Annotated in this window: 18 protein-coding genes; 2 read left to right on the forward strand and 16 right to left on the reverse strand. The window is 69.3% G+C overall.

The genetic code is table 11. The features are described 5' to 3' along the window. Nucleotides 1-56 precede the first annotated feature (56 nt). From Aco03nite_RS08700 to ruvC, 8 genes are all read right to left on the reverse strand, one after another. Entirely contained in the window at nt 57-2450 is a 2394-nt protein-coding gene (locus tag Aco03nite_RS08700; protein WP_203794255.1) for a RelA/SpoT family protein, read from the reverse strand. A gap of 139 nt (nt 2451-2589) precedes the next feature. Further along, complete coding sequence (locus Aco03nite_RS08705; RefSeq protein ID WP_203794256.1) at nt 2590-3153, reverse strand: adenine phosphoribosyltransferase; 564 nt, start codon at nt 3151-3153, stop codon at nt 2590-2592. A gap of 70 nt (nt 3154-3223) precedes the next feature. Continuing rightward, entirely contained in the window at nt 3224-4372 is a 1149-nt protein-coding gene (secF, locus tag Aco03nite_RS08710) for a protein translocase subunit SecF (RefSeq protein WP_203794257.1), read from the reverse strand. Between the two features lies 1 nt (nt 4373). Next, complete coding sequence (gene secD, locus Aco03nite_RS08715; protein ID WP_203794258.1) at nt 4374-6242, reverse strand: protein translocase subunit SecD; 1869 nt, start codon at nt 6240-6242, stop codon at nt 4374-4376. Between the two features lie 160 nt (nt 6243-6402). Further along, nucleotides 6403-6825, reverse strand: a complete 423-nt coding sequence (yajC, locus tag Aco03nite_RS08720; protein ID WP_203794259.1) for a preprotein translocase subunit YajC — start codon at nt 6823-6825, stop codon at nt 6403-6405. A 149-nt stretch (nt 6826-6974) separates the two neighbouring features. Next, nucleotides 6975-8021 (reverse strand): Holliday junction branch migration DNA helicase RuvB, encoded by a 1047-nt coding sequence (ruvB, locus tag Aco03nite_RS08725; RefSeq protein ID WP_203794260.1) that lies wholly within the window; start codon nt 8019-8021, stop codon nt 6975-6977. A gap of 153 nt (nt 8022-8174) precedes the next feature. Beyond that, complete coding sequence (gene ruvA / locus Aco03nite_RS08730; protein ID WP_203794261.1) at nt 8175-8777, reverse strand: Holliday junction branch migration protein RuvA; 603 nt, start codon at nt 8775-8777, stop codon at nt 8175-8177. Then, complete coding sequence (ruvC, locus tag Aco03nite_RS08735; RefSeq protein ID WP_203794262.1) at nt 8774-9289, reverse strand: crossover junction endodeoxyribonuclease RuvC; 516 nt, start codon at nt 9287-9289, stop codon at nt 8774-8776. Before ruvC ends, ruvA begins: the two co-directional genes overlap by 4 nt. Nucleotides 9290-9389: 100 nt before the next feature. On the opposite strand from ruvC, the gene Aco03nite_RS08740 reads away from it, so the two are divergent. Beyond that, complete coding sequence (locus Aco03nite_RS08740; protein ID WP_203794263.1) at nt 9390-9911, forward strand: hypothetical protein; 522 nt, start codon at nt 9390-9392, stop codon at nt 9909-9911. A gap of 15 nt (nt 9912-9926) precedes the next feature. Here the strand turns inward: Aco03nite_RS08740 and Aco03nite_RS08745 are convergent, their stop codons facing one another. The 4 genes from Aco03nite_RS08745 to pdxT all read right to left on the reverse strand — a co-directional run bounded on the left by Aco03nite_RS08745 (nt 9927) and on the right by pdxT (nt 12132). Beyond that, the gene (locus tag Aco03nite_RS08745; RefSeq protein WP_203794264.1) at nt 9927-10334 is read right to left on the reverse strand and encodes a PIN domain-containing protein; all 408 of its coding nucleotides are present in this window, start codon (nt 10332-10334) and stop codon (nt 9927-9929) included. Then, nucleotides 10331-10624 carry a hypothetical protein gene (locus tag Aco03nite_RS08750; RefSeq protein ID WP_203794265.1) on the reverse strand — a complete coding sequence of 98 codons (294 nt, stop codon included), beginning with the start codon at nt 10622-10624 and terminating at the stop codon, nt 10331-10333. Before Aco03nite_RS08750 ends, Aco03nite_RS08745 begins: the two co-directional genes overlap by 4 nt. 137 nt (nt 10625-10761) lie before the next feature. Further along, nucleotides 10762-11517, reverse strand: coding sequence for a YebC/PmpR family DNA-binding transcriptional regulator (locus tag Aco03nite_RS08755; RefSeq protein ID WP_203794266.1), 756 nt, complete (start codon nt 11515-11517; stop codon nt 10762-10764). 18 nt (nt 11518-11535) lie between these two features. Further along, nucleotides 11536-12132 carry a pyridoxal 5'-phosphate synthase glutaminase subunit PdxT gene (gene pdxT, locus Aco03nite_RS08760; RefSeq protein ID WP_203794267.1) on the reverse strand — a complete coding sequence of 199 codons (597 nt, stop codon included), beginning with the start codon at nt 12130-12132 and terminating at the stop codon, nt 11536-11538. 120 nt (nt 12133-12252) lie between these two features. Here pdxT and pdxS point away from each other — a divergent pair, with 120 nt between their 5' ends. Next, complete coding sequence (gene pdxS, locus Aco03nite_RS08765) at nt 12253-13149, forward strand: pyridoxal 5'-phosphate synthase lyase subunit PdxS (protein ID WP_203794268.1); 897 nt, start codon at nt 12253-12255, stop codon at nt 13147-13149. A 109-nt stretch (nt 13150-13258) separates the two neighbouring features. Here the strand turns inward: pdxS and Aco03nite_RS08770 are convergent, their stop codons facing one another. The 4 genes from Aco03nite_RS08770 to pgsA are packed head-to-tail and all read right to left on the reverse strand — an operon-like array spanning nt 13259 to nt 16467. Further along, nucleotides 13259-13807, reverse strand: a complete 549-nt coding sequence (locus Aco03nite_RS08770; protein ID WP_203794269.1) for a hypothetical protein — start codon at nt 13805-13807, stop codon at nt 13259-13261. Between the two features lie 30 nt (nt 13808-13837). Next, the gene (locus Aco03nite_RS08775; RefSeq protein ID WP_203794270.1) at nt 13838-14974 is read right to left on the reverse strand and encodes a glycosyltransferase family 4 protein; all 1137 of its coding nucleotides are present in this window, start codon (nt 14972-14974) and stop codon (nt 13838-13840) included. 9 nt (nt 14975-14983) lie between these two features. Then, nucleotides 14984-15850, reverse strand: a complete 867-nt coding sequence (locus tag Aco03nite_RS52750; RefSeq protein ID WP_239145000.1) for a phosphatidylinositol mannoside acyltransferase — start codon at nt 15848-15850, stop codon at nt 14984-14986. Continuing rightward, entirely contained in the window at nt 15847-16467 is a 621-nt protein-coding gene (gene pgsA, locus Aco03nite_RS52755; RefSeq protein WP_239145001.1) for a phosphatidylinositol phosphate synthase, read from the reverse strand. Before pgsA ends, Aco03nite_RS52750 begins: the two co-directional genes overlap by 4 nt. Between the last annotated feature and the right edge of the window lie 34 nt (nt 16468-16501).

Genomic DNA, 16501 nt, shown 5'->3' on the forward strand with positions numbered 1-16501 from the left:
CCGGTCCGCGTCACGCGGGCCGGGGCTTCTTCTTGTGGTCTGTTCCACCGGGCGGCTCAGGCTCCCGAGGTCACCCGGTAGGCGTCGAAGACACCGTCCACCTTGCGCACCGCGGCGACCAGGTGACCCAGGTGTTTCGGATCGGCCATCTCGAACGTGAACCGGCTGACCGCCACCCGGTCACGGGTGGTGGTGACCGTCGCGGACAGGATGTTCACCCGCTCCTCGGACAGCACCCGGGTCACGTCGGCCAGCAGCTTGTGCCGGTCGAGGGCCTCCACCTGGATCGCCACCAGGAACGTGGACGCCGACGTCGGTTTCCAGCTGACCTCGACCACCCGCTCGGGCTGGTCGCGCAGGTCCTCGGCGTTGGCGCAGTCATCGCGGTGCACGCTGACCCCGCCGGACCGGGTGACGAACCCGAACACCGAGTCACCGGGAACCGGCGTGCAGCAGCGGGCCAGTTTCACCCAGACGTCCGAGACGTCCTTCACCACCACGCCCGGGTCCTGGGCGGCGCTGCGGTTGCGCGGCGGGCGGGTCGCGACGGCGGTCTCGGCGATGTCCTCGACCGCGCCCTCCTCGCCGCCGAAACCGGCGACCAGTTTCTGCACCACCGACTGGGCCGAGACGGCGCTCTCGCCGACCGCCGCGTAGAGCGACGCCACGTCCGGCAGGTGCAGGTCGCGGGCGATCGTCATGAGGTTCTCGTGGGTCAGCATGCGCTGCAGGGGCAGACCCTGCTTGCGCATCGCCTTGACGATCGCCTCCTTGCCGTCCTCGATCGCCTCCTCGCGGCGCTCCTTGTTGAAGTACTGCCGGATCTTCGTCCGGGCGCGCGGGCTCTTCACGAAGCCGAGCCAGTCCTGGGTGGGACCGGCCGTCGCCGACTTGGACGTGAAGATCTCGATCACGTCGCCGTTCGACAGCGGGGACTCCAGCGGCACCAGCTTGCCGTTCACCCGGGCGCCGATGCACTTGTGACCGACCTCGGTGTGCACCGCGTACGCGAAGTCCACCGGGGTCGAGCCGGTCGGCAGCGGGATCACGTCGCCCTTCGGCGTGAAGACGTAGACCTCCTGGCTGGAGAGGTCGAAGCGCAGCGCGTCCAGGAACTCGGACGGGTCGCTCGCCTCCCGCTGCCAGTCCAGCAGCTGCCGCAGCCAGGTCATCTCGTCGATGTGCGCCGGCGGGCCGACGATCGTCGCGCCCTTCTGCTCTTTGTATTTCCAGTGCGCGGCGATGCCGAACTCGGCGGTCCGGTGCATCGCGAACGTGCGGATCTGCATCTCGACCGGCTTACCGGTCGGGCCGATGACCGTCGTGTGCAACGACTGGTACATGTTGAACTTCGGCATCGCGATGTAGTCCTTGAACCGGCCCGGCACCGGCTGCCAGTTCGCGTGGATGACACCCAGCGCGGCATAGCAGTCCCGGACCGTGTCGACCAGGATGCGGACGCCGACCAGGTCGTAGATGTCGTTGAAGTCGCGGCCCCGCACGATCATCTTCTGATAGATCGAGTAGAGGTGCTTCGGCCGGCCGGTCGTCTCGGCCTTGATCTTCGCCGATTTCAGATCCAGGCTGACCCGGTTGGTGACCTGCCGCAACAGCGCCTCACGCTGCGGCTGGTGCTCACCGATCAGGCGGTTGATCTCCTCGAACCGCTTCGGGAACAGCGTGCCGAAGGCGAGATCCTCCAGCTCCCACTTGATCGTGTTCATACCGAGGCGGTGGGCCAGCGGGGCCAGGATCTCCAGCGTCTCCTTGGCCTTCTGCTCCTGCTTGGCGCGGGGCAGGAAGGTCAGGGTGCGCATGTTGTGCAGCCGGTCGGCCAGCTTGATCACCAGGACCCGCGGGTCCTTGGCCATCGCCACGACCATCTTGCGGATCGTCTCGGCCTTCGCCGCGTCACCCAGCTTGACCCGGTCGAGTTTCGTCACGCCGTCGACCAGCAGCGCCACCTCGGCGCCGAAGTCGTTGCGCATGCTCTCCAGGGAGTAGTCGGTGTCCTCGATCGTGTCGTGCAGCAGCGCGGCCACCAGCGTCGTGGTGTCCATGCCCAGGTTCGCCAGGATCGTCGCCACCGCGAGCGGGTGCGTGATGTAGGGGTCACCGGACTTGCGGTACTGCCCGGAGTGCCAGCGGGCCGCGACGTCGAACGCCTTCTGCAGCGCCCGGCCGTCGGCTTTCGGATGGCTGGCGCGGTGGGTCGCGATCAGCGGCTCGAGAACCTCGCTGACCTGCGTGCTCTGCCAGGGCGCGTTGAACCGGGCGAGCCGGGCCCGAACCCGGCGGCCGGTGGGTGCGCTGGCCAGCCCGAAACCGCTGCCCGGCTCATCCGCGGGAGCGAGTGGCTGGGTGGTGTCGGGATCAGGGGGCGAACCATCGCCCGAACTCTGGGACGGTTGCACCGTGCCCTCCGCCGGAGGAACGACGTCGCTGGACACCGGGCTCCTCACACGTTCGCCGGAATCTGGATCACTGAAATCTGAAGGTTCGCCCATCCTACCCGCACCGCCCTGCTGGTTGCCCCGGCCGAACCTACGAAAAAGCGAGCCCGGCCGGGCGAAGAACATCGAAGACGGATCAAACGGTCAGCAGAGCGTGTACCTTCCGTGGGCTCAGCCGCTCCCGCCCGTCCAGGAAACCCAGCTCCATCAGGACGGTGAACCCGGAGACCACGCCACCGGCCCGCTCCACCAGGTCCATCGTCGCGCCCGCCGTGCCACCGGTGGCGAGCACGTCGTCGACCACCAGGACACGCTGTCCGGGCGTGAACGCGCCCTCGTGCACCTCCAGGGTAGCCTCGCCGTACTCCAGCGCGTACGACGCGGAGAAAGCCGGTCGCGGCAGCTTCCCGGCCTTGCGGACCGGGACCACACCCACCCCCGTCGCGTACGCGATGGCGGCGGCCAGCACGAACCCGCGCGCCTCCACCCCGGCCACCACGTCGAACGAGCCGGGGCCCCAGTGCGCGACGATGCCGTCGACGACCTTCTTGAACGTCGGGCCGTCACCGAAGAACGGCATCAGATCCTTGAAGAGGACACCCGGTTTCGGGAAGTCCGGCACGTCGACGGTGCCGCTCGCGACCAGTGCTGCCAACTCCGGCCCGCTGTCGCCGCTCACCGGCTGGTTCTCGCTACTCACGGCGGACAGCCTAACGGGCGCGGCCCGCCACCCCGGGTGGGGTGGCGGGCCGCGCCGGTGTCAGGGGACGTCAGGGGCGCTTGCCCCCGGGACGGCTGCCACCACGCTTCTGTGCCGGGCGGGCGCCCGGGCGCGGGGTGGTGCTGCCCGCGAACGCAGGCACCTCGTCCGAGGCGGCCGGGTTCGTGCCGGTCCCGTCCTGGCTCACCGCGACGGAGCGCTGGTTCCGCTTGGCCATCACCCGGGCGTTGTGGGCCTTGATCCGCGGCTCCTGGTCCTTCAGATAGCTCAGCACCGGGGCGGCGAACACGATCGACGCCGCGACACCGATGCCCATGCCCACGAAGAGCACCAGGCCGAGGTCCTTCAGGGTGCCCGCGCCGAGCAGGCCGGCACCGATGAAGAGCACACCACCGACCGGCAGCAGAGCCACCAGACCGGTGTTGAGCGAGCGCATCAGGGTCTGGTTGACGGCCAGGTTGGTGGCCTCGGAGTACGTCCGGGTGCTGCCCGCCGTGATGCCGCGGGTGTTCTCCTGGATCTTGTCGAACACCACGACCACGTCGTAGAGCGAGAAACCGAGGATCGTCAGGAAGCCGATCACCGTGTACGGCGTGAGCTCGAACCCGACCAGCGAGTAGACACCCGCCGTGACGATCATGTCGAGCAGCAGCGACGCGAGGGCCGCCACCGCCATCCGCCACTCGAACCGGACCACCAGATAGACGGTGACCAGGATCAGGAAGATGACCAGGCCGAGGATGGCCTTGTCGATGACCGCGCCACCCCAGGCCGCGGAGACCTGCTCGTCACCGATCTGGCTGGCCTCCAGCCCCAGGTCGGCTTCGATCAGGCCCTTGACCTGCGCCATCTCCGCCGAGGACAGCGCCGGGGAGCGGACCACGAAGTTGGCGCTGGCGCCCTCACCGATCTGCTGGGCAGCGGTGACCTGAGCGCCCGGCTGCACCTCGTGGACGGCGTCGCCGACCGCGTTGAAGACGTCCTCCGCGGTCAGCGTCTGGCCCGCGACCACCGCCGGGACGGAGAACTTGCTGCCGCCGGCGAACTCGATGCCGAGGTGGAAGCCCCGGAAGACGAAGCTGCCCAGGGAGATCGCCACCAGCACGGCCGCGATGGTGAACCACATCTTGCGGCGACCGATGATCTGGATGTTCGCCTCGCCCTGGTACAGGCGATTCGCGAAACCGGAGCCGGCCATGTCAGGCCTCCTTCTGGCTGGTACGCAGGGCACGGCCGAGACCGCTCACCCGGGGCGACAGGAACGCCTTGGTACTGGCGAGCACCGTCATGATCGGGTGCCGGAACAGGAACACCACGACCAGGTCGAGCACGGTCGACAGGCCGAGCGCGAAGGCGAGGCCCTGCACCTGGCCGATCGACACGATGTAGAGAACCACGGCACACATGATCGTGATGGCGTTCGCCGAGATGATCGTGCGCCGGGCCCGGTGCCACGCCCGTGGAACCGCGCTGCGCGGACTCCGGCCCTCGTGGATCTCGTCCTTCAACCGCTCGAAGTAGATGACGAACGAGTCCGCCGCCACACCCAACGAGACGATGAAACCGACGATACCCGCCAGAGTGAGGGTGAAGCCGATCGAGCGACCCAGGAACACCAGGGCGCCGAAGGTGAGCAGGGCGGACAGGCCCAGGCTCAGGAAGATCACCAGGCCGAGCATCCGGTAGTAGAAGAACGAGTAGATCGCCACCAGGCCGAGGCCGATCGCGGCGGCGAGCAGGCCCGCCTCCAGCTGCTGGCCACCGACGGTCGCGGAGACGGTCTGCGCCGGGCCGGACTCGAAGGTGACCGGGATGGCGCCGAAGTTCAGCTGGTCGGCGAGCTCCTTGGCGGAGGCCGAGTTGAAGTCACCGGTGATCTGCGACTGACCGGTCAGCACGCCCTGGATCTGCGGCGCGGAGACGATCTCCTTGTCCAGGACCACGGCCACCGCACAGTGCTCGACGTTCGGGTAGAGCGAGCTGGCCGCGATGTAGCAGGGGTCGCTGGTGGTGGCCTCGAACGCCTTGCGGGTCAGAGCGGCCCACTTGTTCTGGCCGGCGCTCTTGAAGTCGAGCGAGACGACCCACTGGTTCTGGGTGGTGTCCAGCTGCGGGCTGGCCTTGTCGATGTCGTCACCGACGACCTCGGCCTTGTCCAGCATGACCTTGGCGCCCTGGTAGCAGGCGATGACCTCGCTGTTGATGTCGTCGATCGCGCCGTTCGGCCGCTTGTCCAGCTGCTCGCAGCTGATCGTCGGCACGTTGAACTGCATCTGCGGGTCGAGCGCGTTGACCTCGAGCGGGGTCAGCGTGGAGAACGGCTTGAACGGCAGGCCGGCCTTCGGCTCGGTGGACAGGTCCACCGGGGCGGTCAGCTTCTCGGCGGCGGCCCAGACGGCGGCGCCGACCTTCTTGGCGATCGCGGCGCGCTGTTCCTTCTGGTCCGCGGTCACCGGGGCCTCGGCGGCCGGAGCCGACGCGGAAGCCGACGGGGCGGCGGACGGCTCGGCCGAGACGCTCGGCGCCGGAGCGCCACCGCCCTGGCCACCGGTCGACGCCGACGAGGTGACCTCGGGAGCCTTGCTGCCGGACGCCGACGGCGCGGCGGAACCGGACGCGGACGGCTTGGCGCTGCCACTGGCCGAGACGCTCGGCGACGGGCTCGGCGGGTTGAGCGCGACCGAGGCGACGTCGCCGGTCACGCCGGTGAGCAGCCGGAACCGCATGTTCGCGGCCTTCGACAGGTCCTTGAGCTGGTCGTCGGCCTTACCGGCGAGCGAGACGACGATGGTGTTGTTGCCCTGGATGACCACCTCGGCCTCGGAGACGCCGAGAGCGTTGACCCGGCTCTCGATGATCTCCTGCGCCAGCTCCATGGCCTCCTTGGTGGGCGGCGCGCCCTGCTGGGAGGCGATGTAGGTGGCCTGCGTGCCACCGATGAGGTCGAGGCCCAGCTTCGGCTCCAGCCGATCCTTCCAGGTGCCGCTGGCGCCGGCCCCGAAGAAGACCAGCAGATACAGGACGACGAAGACCAGACCGAGCACGCCGAGTTGGCGTCCAGGATGCATCTGTCCCTGAGGTGGTCGTGCCACGGCGTTAGGTCTCCCTGTGTTCGGCCGCGTGGCTGCGCGGCGCTAGGTGTCTTAGACCGGCCGTCGACGGTCGAACGGCGGGCTGACGCACCGGGCCGGCGTGATCACCACCGGACCGGTGCGCGGGAACTACGGGTCAGTCCTGCTTACGCACTTCGGTGACGGGAGACTCCGGCTGATCCGTCTTGGACTCCTCGACCTTGGACTCCTCGACGGGAGAATCCTCAGCGGTGGGCACCTCGACGTCGGGCTCCGGGATTTCCTCACCGGACTTGTGAACGACTCGGGCGATCGCGGGACGCGCGAAACGAACCTGCACATCGGGGGCGATCTCGAGCAGAACCTCGTCGTCGGAGACGCCGGCGACGGTGCCGTGCAGGCCGCCGATGGTCACGATCTGGTCGCCCGGTCCGAGCGAGCTCTGCATCTCCTGTGCCTTGCGGCGCTGCTTCTGCTGCGGGCGGATCATCACGAAGTACATGAAGCCGAAGAGCAGAACCAGAATCAGCAGGAACGAATAATTGCCGCCGCCGGCTGGCGCGTCGGTTGCTGCGAGCACGAAAAAGCCTTCCGTCAGCCGCCGGCGCGACGAGTGTGGGCGGGCACCGGAGGTGATCTGCAGAATCCTGTTGGAACGGCGGCGAGTCTAATAGGTCAACCTGGAGATAACGAATGCGGCACACGTCACGTTCACATCACGAGGGATATTTATACGTCTCGGGCGAACAGGTCACCCTGAAACACACCGCCGCGGCCATCGGTGGGTGGCGTTTTGCCCAGATGTGCCCAGCCCGCCTCGGTGGCCACCCGGCCCCGCGGGGTCCGCGCCAGCAGCCCGGCCCGCACCAGGAACGGCTCGCACACCTCCTCGACCGTGTCGGACTGCTCCCCCACCGCGACGGCGAGGGTGGACAGACCGACCGGACCGCCCTTGAAGGACTCGATCAGCGCCCGCAGCACCGCCCGGTCCAGCCGGTCCAGGCCGAGCGCGTCGACGTCGTACACCTGCAGTGCCGCCTTGGCGACCTCCTCGGTGACCACGCCGTCCGCCCGGACCTCGGCGAAGTCGCGCACCCGGCGCAGCAGCCGGTTCGCGATACGCGGGGTGCCCCGGGACCGGCCGGCGATCTCGGCCGCGCCCTCGGCGGTGATCCGCACGCCCAGGATCCGCGCCGACCGGTGCAGCAGAGCGTCCAGATCGGCCGGTGAGTAGAAGTCCAGGTGCGCGACGAACCCGAACCGGTCACGCATCGGGCCGGACAGCAGGCCGGCCCGGGTGGTGGCCCCGACCAGGGTGAACGGCTCCACGTCCAGCGGAATCGCGGTCGCGCCGGGGCCCTTGCCGACGACCACGTCGACCCGGAAGTCCTCCATCGCCGAGTAGAGCAGCTCCTCGGCCGGTTTCGCGATGCGGTGGATCTCGTCGATGAACAGCACGTCCCCCGGGGCCAGCCCGGTCAGGATGGCGGCCAGGTCGCCGGACCGCTCGATCACCGGGCCACTGGTGGTCCGGATCCCGGTGCCCAGCTCGGCGGCCACAATGTTGGCCAGGGTGGTCTTGCCCAGGCCGGGCGGGCCGGACAGCAGGATGTGATCCGGCGGGGTGCCCCGGCCCATCGACGCCTTCAACAGCAGCTCCAGCTGGTCGCGGACCCGGTGCTGGGCGATGAAGTCGGACAGCCGGCGCGGGCGGACGCTGGCCTCGGCGTCGAGGTCCTCGTCGATCGGGTCCGGGGAGACGATCTCGTCGTTCACCGGGCGTCACACAGCGACATCGAGATCCTCCTGACCTGTACAACCGTTCGAATCAGCCTACCGGCACCGGAAAATACGTTCGGTATTCGTGGCCGGCACCATTCAGCGCGCCGGCCGATCACCCTAAGCAATTGACGTCACCCGATGTAACAATCAGCGGGTCCGGCCGAGCAGACGGATCGCCTGGCGCAGCAGCACCGGAACCGGCGGGGTCTCCCCGTCGATCGTCTCGGCCACCGCGGCCACCGCCTGATCGGCCTGCGTCGCGGTCCAGCCGAGCGCCAGCACACCCTGCCGCACCTGCTCCTGCCACGCGCCGTTGAGCACACCCGCCGAACCGCCGTCACCGATCGCGATCGGGCCGATCTTGTCCTTCAGCTCGACGATCATCTTCTCGGCGCCGCGCTTGCCGATACCCGGGACCTTCGTCAGGGCGGCCACGTCACTGCCGGCCAGCGCCCGGCGTACCGCATCGGGTTGATGGACCGCGAGCACCGCCTGCGCGATCCGCGGGCCCACCCCGTTGGCCGTCAGGAGCAGGTCGAAGAGCTGTCGCTCGCCGTCGTCGGCGAACCCGAACAGGGTGAGCGAGTCCTCCCGCACGATCAGCGTGGTCGCCAGCCGCGCCTCGCCGCCGGTCCGCAGGCCGGCCAGCGTGTTCGGGGTGCAGAACACCCGCATGCCGACACCACCCACCTCGACCACGGCGCTGTCGTGGAAGATCGCGGTGACCTCACCGCGCACACTGGCGATCATCTCAGGCTCCTGCGGGCTGCGGCCTCGATCCGGGCGCGGGTGCCCCCGCGCCAGATGTGGCAGATGGCGATGGCGATGGCGTCCGCGGCGTCGGCGGGTTTCGGCGGGGCCGCCAGTTTCAGCAGCCGCGTCACCATGGCGGTGACCTGAGCCTTGTCGGCGGTGCCGGACCCGGTGACGGCCGCCTTCACCTCACTCGGCGTGTAGGTCTGCACCGGCAGCCCGGCCCGCGCCCCGGCCAGGATCGCGATCCCGCTGGCCTGCGCGGTGCCCATCACGCTCTGCGCGTTGTGCTGGGCGAACACCCGCTCCACGGCGACACTCTCCGGCCGGTACGCCTCGACCAGCTCGGCCAGCGAATGGTCCAGGTGCAGCAGGCGCTGGGAGATGTCCTCGTCCGGGTCGCTGCGGACCACGGTGTAGCCGATCAGCTTGCCCTGCCGCCCCGGCATGCCCTCCACGACGCCGACACCACACCTGGTCAGCCCCGGATCGATGCCGAGCACCCGCACAGACTGCCTCCCCCTCGCGTACGTGTGTTCGACACCCTAGTACGCCCACCTCTTGCGCCCGCCGCCGACACGCCTCGACGATGAGCCAGGGAGGTCCGCCATGCACCTCATCCCGCCGATGCCCGACGAGCCGCCACCGGACTACCTGGCCTTCGTCGCCCGGCACCATCACGCGCTGCGCGCCGAGGCCCACCGCCTGACCGGCGGCGCCCCGGCCCACGAGGAGATCTACCTCTCGGTCCTGACCGACCTGGCCACCCGCTGGCGCCGCCTGCGCCTGCTGAACCGCACCGAGCCCTACGCCCGCGAACGCCTGACGAGACGAACCGCCCGGTGGCGCGAGGACCAGGTCTACGAGGTCCAGGTCCGCGTCCTGCCGCCGGCTTCACCGTCGGCTTCGAGGACCCGGCCGCGGTACGGCACCCTGGCGCTGCTCAAGGCCGAGGTGATCGACGGCACGACAAGACCGTCCCTGGAAGCCGTCGCCGACGCGGAGATCGCCTGGGTGCACGCCTGCCTACGCTCCCACTGGAACCGCCTGCTGCTGCACACCGCTTTCGTGCTGCTGGTGGTCGGCGCCCTGCTCCAGTACGCAGCCTGGCTGAGCACCGACCCCCATTGACCTCCCGATACCGGATCACAGGCCGGCAGTACTCAAGCGCTGCTGCTTGAGTTTCGGCACGAACCGCGCAACCGTCTCGTAGTCGGCGTCTTCGTGCAGGATGGTCATGTTCAGGCGGAGTGCCGTAGCCGCAATGACGAGATCCGCCACCGACAGCCCTTGATGGGCACTGTGCGATGCGAGCTCCCGCCGAATACCGGCCACCAGCCGCCAGACGCCGTCAGGAACGTCGATCTTCAAGTACTTCTCTTCGATCGACGTCTCCAGCGCCTCATACTTCTTGGTCTCCGCCAGCAGGAGCGTTTCGGCCATCGCCGGTTCACAGATGGTCAACAGGCCTCGGTCGGCCAGCTCGTCCCACTGATCAGCGGCCTGGTTCCGCAGAAGGCGCACCAGCGCGCTGGTGTCCGCCAGATACTTCATTCGCCACCCGCCTCCGGGTCACGAAAAGTGACGTCACCATCAGCGATCATCTGCTGAAGGCGCTCACGCGCTGCCCGCCTCCGGCCCCGCTCGGCCTCGACGAATCGGCGAAGAATTTCGTTGATCGCCTCGTTGGGCGATGCGGCCTGAAGCTGCCACTGCGCCTCCTCCAGCAACTCCAGATCGATCGGGGGTTGAGCATCGATCTTCTCGGATCCCACCTCCGCGCCGGCTTCGGCATCGGGACGGGTCACCACAGCGGTCATCTGCACCTCCGGCAGATCAGCCATCAACAACACCCCCACCGTACTAGTCTCATGTCAATCTGGATACTAGTCAATGTGCACTGAGCAAGTGCCTACCGTTCCGAGAATACCTCGGAAACGCGAAAAGCCGGCCGCTGAGGCCGGCTTTTCGAAGGGTGCTGTCACTCCTCGTCGAGGACTGCCATGATCTCGTCGGAGATGTCGGCGTTGGAGAAGATGTTCTGGACGTCGTCGCAGTCCTCGAGCACGTCGATCAGCTTGAGGACCTTGCGGGCGCCGTCCTCGTCGACCGGCACGCTCATCGTCGGGACCAGCGCGGACTCCGCCGAGTCGTAGTCGATGCCGGCGGTCTGCAGGGCGGTGCGGACCGCGACCAGGTCGGTGGCCTCGCTGACGACCTCGAACGCGTCGCCGTGGTCGTTGATCTCCTCGGCGCCGGCGTCGAGCACCGCGAGCATCACGTCGTCCTCGGTCAGCTCGCCCTTGGGGACGATCACCACGCCCTTGCGGTTGAACAGGTACGACACCGAGCCCGCGTCGGCGAACGTGCCGTTGTTGCGGGTCAGCCGGGTGCGCACCTCGGTGGCGGCGCGGTTCCGGTTGTCGGTGAGGCACTCGATCAGCAGGGCGACGCCGTTGGGGCCGTACCCCTCGTACATGATCGTCTGCCAGTCGGCGCCGCCGGCCTCCAGGCCGGAGCCCCGCTTGACGGCGTTGTTGATGTTGTCGTTGGGGACCGAGCTCTTCTTGGCCTTCTGGATGGCGTCGTAGAGCGTGGGGTTACCGGACGGGTCGCCGCCACCGGTCCGGGCCGCGACCTCGATGTTCTTGATGAGCTTCGCGAACATCTTGCCGCGCTTGGCGTCGACGACAGCCTTCTTGTGCTTGGTCGTCGCCCACTTGGAGTGGCCGGACATGCGTAACCTCCGCTGTTATCAAAGGGCCTGGCGGACCATCTCGACGAAGTACCGGTGAACGCGAAGGTCGCCGGTGAGCTCCGGGTGGAAAGCCGTGGCGAGCAGGTTCCCCTGCCGAACGGCCACAATCCTACCGGCGTCGGCACCCTCGGCCACGCGCCCCAGCACCCGCACGTCGTCGCCGACCTCTTCGACCCACGGCGCACGGATGAAGATCGCGTGAAACGGGCCGCCCTCGATGTCGTCGATCGCGACCGGCGCCTCGAACGAGTCGACCTGCCGGCCGAACGCGTTGCGCCGCACGGTCATCTCGATCCCGTGGAACGTCTCCTGGTCGGATCGCCCGTCCAGCACCTTCGTGGCCAGCATGATCATGCCCGCGCAGGAGCCGTAGACCGGCTTGCCGGAGGCGACGAACGACCGGATCGGCTCGAGCAGCCCGAACGCCGCGGCCAGCTTGCTGATCGCGGTCGACTCGCCACCGGGCAGGACCAGGCCGTCGACACCGTCCAGCTCCTCCGGGCGGCGGACCGGCCGGGCCAGCACGTCCGCCTCGGCCAGCGCGGACAGATGTTCACGCACGTCGCCCTGAAGGGCCAGCACACCGATGTTCACCGCCCAACAATAAGGATGCAGGCCACCAGCGGGTCGATTGGCTATCGGAACCGCCGTCACGGCTTCGTAGCATCCGGAAAAAGCCAAAAGCAGCCGGGAAAAGCCAAAAAGGGAGCTTCCATGTCGGAGAACCAGCCCGCCGTCGGTACGGCCCGCGTCAAGCGCGGCATGGCGGAGATGCTCAAAGGCGGCGTGATCATGGACGTGGTCGACGCCGAGCAGGCGAAGATCGCCGAGGACGCCGGAGCGGTCGCGGTGATGGCCCTGGAGCGGGTGCCGGCGGACATCCGCGCGCAGGGCGGCATCTCCCGGATGTCCGATCCTGACATGATCGACGGGATCATCGCGGCGGTCTCGATCCCGGTGATGGCGAAGGCCCGGATCGGTCACTTCGTCGAGGCGCAGGTGCTGCAGGCGCTGGGCGTCGACTACGTGGACGAGTCCGAGGTGCTGTCGCCCGCCGACTTCGCGAACCACATCGACAAGTGGCAGTTCACCGTGCCGTTCGTCTGCGGCGCCACCAACCTGGGCGAGGCGCTGCGCCGGATCACCGAGGGCGCGGCGATGATCCGCTCCAAGGGCGAGGCGGGCACCGGCGACGTCTCCAACGCCACCACCCACATGCGGAGGATCCGGGCCGAGATCCGCCGGTTGCAGACGCTGCCGGAGGACGAGCTGTACGTCGCGGCCAAGGAGCTGCAGGCGCCGTACGAGCTGGTCAAGGAGGTCGCCGAGGCCGGCCGGCTGCCGGTGGTGCTGTTCACCGCGGGCGGGATCGCCACGCCGGCGGACGCCGCGATGATGATGCAGCTGGGCGCCGAGGGGGTCTTCGTCGGTTCCGGCATCTTCAAGTCCGGCAACCCGGCGCAGCGGGCCGCGGCGATCGTCAAGGCCACCACGTTCCACGACGACCCGGACGTGATCGCGAAGGTCTCCCGCGGCCTCGGCGAGGCGATGGTCGGCATCAACGTCGAGGACGAGCCGGTCCCTCACCGTCTGTCCGAACGAGGTTGGTGACAAAACCGCCTTTCCGGTACGCCCGGCGAACGGCTCTGCCTCGTCCCGCGAGGTGGCGCCGGGGCCGGGACCGACCCGCGACCGCCGGGCCGGATGCGGTGGCCGGGGGCTAGACCGCCTGAACCGGGCGGACCTCCTCGACCGGCGGGGCCGGGGACGGGGACGGCAGCGGCGGCAGGTCGGGGAGCGCCGACTCGACGATGTCGAAGTACTCCGGGCGCGGGTACCGCCGGGTCAGGCCGAGCAGTCGCACGATGACCCGGCGGCGGGCACTGAGCGCGTCCCGCACCAGGTCGGTGTGCACCTGCCGGGCCAGCATCACCCGGCGGCTGGTGCCGATCAGGGTGCGCGCCGCCGGGTCGGCCGGGTCCAGGGTGACCGTCCGCAACTGCCGGGTCAGGTCGTTCTCGGCGGTCTCGCGCTCACCCGGCTCGGCGTCCAGCGCGAGCCGCGCCGCCGCGTACAACTCCACCGACTCGGCCTGCTCGGCGACGACCGCGGCGGCCGCCGCCCGGCGCAACAGATGCGCGTCCAAGGCGCGCTCGGCCGACCGCGCCCGCGTGTGCAGACGCTCCACCCGTTGGGCGGTCCAGCCGAGGTACGCCGAGAAGACCGCGGCCAGCACGACGACTCCCACCACCCACCACATGCCGGGCATCGTAGTGCCCCGCCGTGACGGGACCTGTGGTCAGGACCACTCGTCGTCGAAAACTCTCCCGTCGGTGGCCTCGATCGACGTCGCGTAGACCTCCAGCACCCGGTTGGCCACACTCGGCCAGTCGAACGCGCCGACCGCCAGCCGGGCGCAGGATGCCAGGTCGGCGCGGCGGGCCGGATCGTCCAGCAGCTCGCCGAGCAGCCCGGCCAGGGCTTTCGTGTCGCCGTTGGGGAACAGCGCCCCGGCCCGGCCGCCGTCCAGCACCCGGCGGAACGCGTCCAGGTCACTGGCCGCGATGGTGGCGCCGGCGGCCATCGCCTCGGTGAGGATCATGCCGAAACTCTCCCCGCCGGTGTTCGGGGCCACGTAGACGTCGACGCTACGCAGCATCCGCGCCTTGTCCGATTCTGATACCAGACCCAGGAACTCCACCCGGTCGTGCAGGTCGGCCGGGACGTCGTCGTACAACTCGTCGCGGTCGCCCGGCCCGGCCACCAGCAGCCGCAGGCCGGGCCGTTCCCGGGCCAGCGCCACGAACGCCGTACGCAGCAATGGGAAGCCCTTGCGCGGCTCGGTGAACCGGCCGAGGAAACCGAGGGAACCGCCCTCGCCGGGCCATCCGGGCAAGGGCGCAGCCGAGGCGAACTTGGCGACCGCGACCCCGTTGGGGATCTCCACCGCGCCCCCGCCGAGGTGTTCGACCTGCACTTTCCGGGCGAGTTCGCTGACCGCGATCCGGGCGGTGATCTTCTCCATCGCCGGTTGCAGGAAGTTCTGCGCGGCGGAGAGCGCCCGCGAGCGGGTCATCGCGGTGTGGAAGGTGGCCACCACCGGCCCGCGCGCGGACAGCACCGCCAGGAACGACAGGCTGGGCGTGAACGGCTCGTGCACGTGCAGCACGTCGAACTCGCCGCGGCGCAGCCAGCGCCGGACCCGGGCGGTGGAGACCGGGCCGAAGGAGATCCGGGCGACCGAGCCGTTGTACGGCAGCGGCACCGCGCGACCGGCCGGCACCACGTACGCGGGCAGGTCGGCGTCGTCGTCGGCGGGCGCCAGCACGCTCACCGTGTGACCGAGACCGATCAGTGCTTCGGCCAGGTCCATGATGTGGTTCTGCACACCGCCGGGGACGTCGAACGAGTAGGGCGAGACGATCCCGATCCGCACCCGCTCCCCCTAGAGCCAGAGCTTCTGGAGCATGTGCCAGTCCTGCGGGTGCTCGGCGATCCCGGCCGCGTAGGCGTCGGCGAGCAGCTGGGTGGTCTTCCTGACCCGTTCGTCGAGCGCGCCCTCGGTGGGTGGCACGACCCGGCGCATCCGGGACTGGACGCGGTCCTCGTCGTACCACATGTCGACGGCGAACAGCGGCGCGCCGGTCCGGATGGCGAGGATCGCCGGGCCGGCCGGCATCCGGGTGCGCCCGCCGAAGAACTCGACCTCGATCCCGCGGCGGGACAGGTCCCGGTCGCCGAGCAGCGCGACCACCCAGCCCTTGCCCAGGTGTTCGGCGAGCACGTCGAGAGCCGGGCGCTCCCCGCCGCTGTGCGGGAGGATCTTCATCCCGAGCTTCTCCCGGTACGCCAGGAACTGCTGGTACACCTTCTCCTGCTTGAACCGCTCGGCGACGGTGATCAGCGGGAAGTCCTGGCCGGTCACCCAGGCTCCGGCGGCGTCCCAGTTCGCCACGTGCGGCAGCGCCAGGACCACACCGGTGCCGTCGGCGACACCCTTCTTGATCTGGTCGTGCCACTCGGGCTCCATCCGGAACCCGTCGAGGAACTGCTCGCGGCTCTGCGACGGCAGCCGGAACGCCTCCATCCAGTACCGCGCGTACGACCGCAGCGCGTCCCGGACCAGCGTCTCCGGCATGTCCGGGCCGACCACCTGCCGCAGGTTGGCGCGCAGCCGCTGGGTGCCGGGCCCGTCGGATTTCCAGGCCCGGTCGGCCCCGGCCCGGAACACTGCCTTCGCCACCGGCAGCGGCAGTGCGCGCACGATGTTCCACCCGGCCGAATAGCCGAGATCGATGAGACGGTCCTTCACTCGCTGGTCACCTTCGGTTCGGTCCGGCCGGCGTGGATCAGCCGCTGGAAGGCGGTGATCACGGAGAGAACGGCGAGCACCCAGAGCGCGGCCGGGAGGCCCCACTCCAGGCCGGCCGCGCCGAGCAGGCCGCCGACGCCGACGATCAGCAGTCGTTCCAGGCGCTCGGCGATACCGACGTCGGCGTTCAGCCCGAGGCTCTGGGCTCGGGCCTTCACGTACGACACGACCTGCCCGAAGACCAGGCAGAGCAGACCCGCGACGACGCCACCGTAAGGGTTGCCCTCGGTGGCCAGGTAGTAGGTGACGGCGCCGAAGACCGCGCCGTCGGCGATCCGGTCCATCGAGGAGTCGAGGAGCGCGCCGAACTTGCCGGTGCCGCCCCTCATGCGGGCCATTGTGCCGTCGAGAGTATCGGTGAGGGCACAGGCGGTTACGATCACGGTGGCCCAGAAGAGGTGTCCGTGAGCGCCGAGATATGAGCCGATCAGCACGCCGACGGTGCCGGCGACGGTGACCGCGTTGGGCGTGACACCGATCCGGAGCAGGAAACGGGCGACCGGGTTGACGCCGTACGAGACGACGGCACGGGCCGTTGATTGAACGATCTTTGCCATGGCCGTCCCACCATATCGGCGCGCGCCTGGTGAC

The organism is Actinoplanes couchii, from assembly GCF_016862075.1.
In the GTDB taxonomy this organism is placed as follows: domain Bacteria; phylum Actinomycetota; class Actinomycetes; order Mycobacteriales; family Micromonosporaceae; genus Actinoplanes; species Actinoplanes couchii.